The 1,490-nt window shown below is 65.8% G+C and carries 2 protein-coding genes and 1 pseudogene; all 3 read left to right on the forward strand.

Annotated features, from left to right (window positions below; all coding sequences use genetic code 11):
- The coding region (locus EN745_RS34715; protein ID WP_189363269.1) for an aromatic amino acid lyase at positions 1 to 476 on the forward strand (476 nt) is incomplete at its 5' end.
- The gene (gene hutG / locus EN745_RS34720; protein ID WP_127423308.1) at positions 476 to 1,294 is read left to right on the forward strand and encodes an N-formylglutamate deformylase; all 819 of its coding nucleotides are present in this window, start codon (positions 476 to 478) and stop codon (positions 1,292 to 1,294) included. The genes EN745_RS34715 and hutG, both read left to right, overlap by 1 nt.
- A 28-nt stretch (positions 1,295 to 1,322) precedes the next feature.
- Positions 1,323 to 1,490: pseudogene (locus EN745_RS34725) on the forward strand (urocanate hydratase); the annotation flags it as partial.

Consider the following 1,490-nt stretch of genomic DNA (forward strand, 5'->3'; position numbering starts at 1 on the left):
TCGCCATGCTGGTCGATCCGGCGCTGTCCGGCATGCCGGCCTTCCTGACGCCGAAGCCGGGACTGAATTCCGGCTTCATGATCCCGCAGGTGACGGCGGCGGCGCTGGTTTCCGAAAACAAGCAGAAGGCCTATCCGGCAAGCGTCGATTCGATCCCGACCTCCGCCAACCAGGAAGACCATGTCTCGATGGCCGCGCACGGCGCCCGCCGCTTGCTTGGCATGATCGAGAATGCGACCGCCGTCATCGGCATCGAACTCCTGGCGGCCGCTCAAGGCTGCGATTTCCATGCGCCGCTGGCGTCGAGCGAAGCTCTTGAAGCGGTGCGCAAGCTGGTCCGGGCCGAAGTGCCGCATCTCGACAATGACCGCCATTTCCATCCCGACATGGAAAAGGCCATCGCCATGGTGCGCAGCGGCGCCGCGGTGAGTGCGGCGAGCGCCGTGGCCTTGCCGGCGATTGCGGGAGCGGTGTGATGGCCGCGCATTCCTGGCTCACCGTAACTCGAGGCACCGCACCCTTGCTGGTCTCGATCCCGCACACCGGCATCGACCTTGCCGGTCTCGACAGCCGGCTGGTCTCGCCCTGGCTCGGCCGCCGCGACTGCGACTGGTGGATCGACAAGCTCTACGATTTTGCGGCCGACCTCGGCGCGACGGTGGTGCACACCGCGATCTCGCGCACCGTCATCGACGTCAATCGCGACCCGTCCGGCGTCTCGCTCTATCCCGGCCAGGCGACGACCGGCCTTTGCCCGACCGAGACCTTCGACGGCGATCCGCTCTACCATATGGGCGAGGAGCCGACGCCTTCGGAAATCGACGAGCGCCGCGAGACCTACTTCAAGCCTTACCATGCCGCCCTGCAGGCCGAGATCGACCGCCTGCACGGCATGCACGGAAGAATCGTCCTCTACGACTGCCACTCGATCCGCTCGGTGCTGCCGCGCCTGTTCGGGGGCACGCTGCCGGTGTTCAACCTCGGCACCAATGACGGCAAAAGCACCGATCCGGCCCTTCAGGCCAAGGTCGCCGAGATCATGGCCGCAACCGGTCAGACATGGGTGGTCAACGGCCGCTTCAAGGGCGGCTGGATCACGCGCAGTTTCGGCCATCCGCAAAACGGTGTCCATGCGCTGCAGATGGAGCTTTCCAACCGCGGCTACATGCGCGAGCCCGAAGGAAGGGGCGCGCCGGACAACTGGCCGGTGCCCTACGATCCCGAATACGCGGCGCCGATCCGCGCCACGCTGAAGACCATCCTCGAAACCACCATTGACTGGGCCGGGCGCTGACGCGCCGCCTTACTCGAAAGGGACAATGATGACCAATCCTCGCCACAACATCCGCGAGATCCGCAGCCCGCGCGGCGCCGAACTCAACGCTCGCAGCTGGCTGACCGAGGCGCCGCTGCGCATGCTGATGAACAATCTCGATCCCGACGTCGCCGAAAACCCCAACGAGTTGGTTGTCTATGGCGGTATCGGCCGC

The organism is Mesorhizobium sp. M4A.F.Ca.ET.022.05.2.1 (assembly GCF_003998845.1).
Taxonomy (GTDB): Bacteria; Pseudomonadota; Alphaproteobacteria; order Rhizobiales; family Rhizobiaceae; genus Mesorhizobium.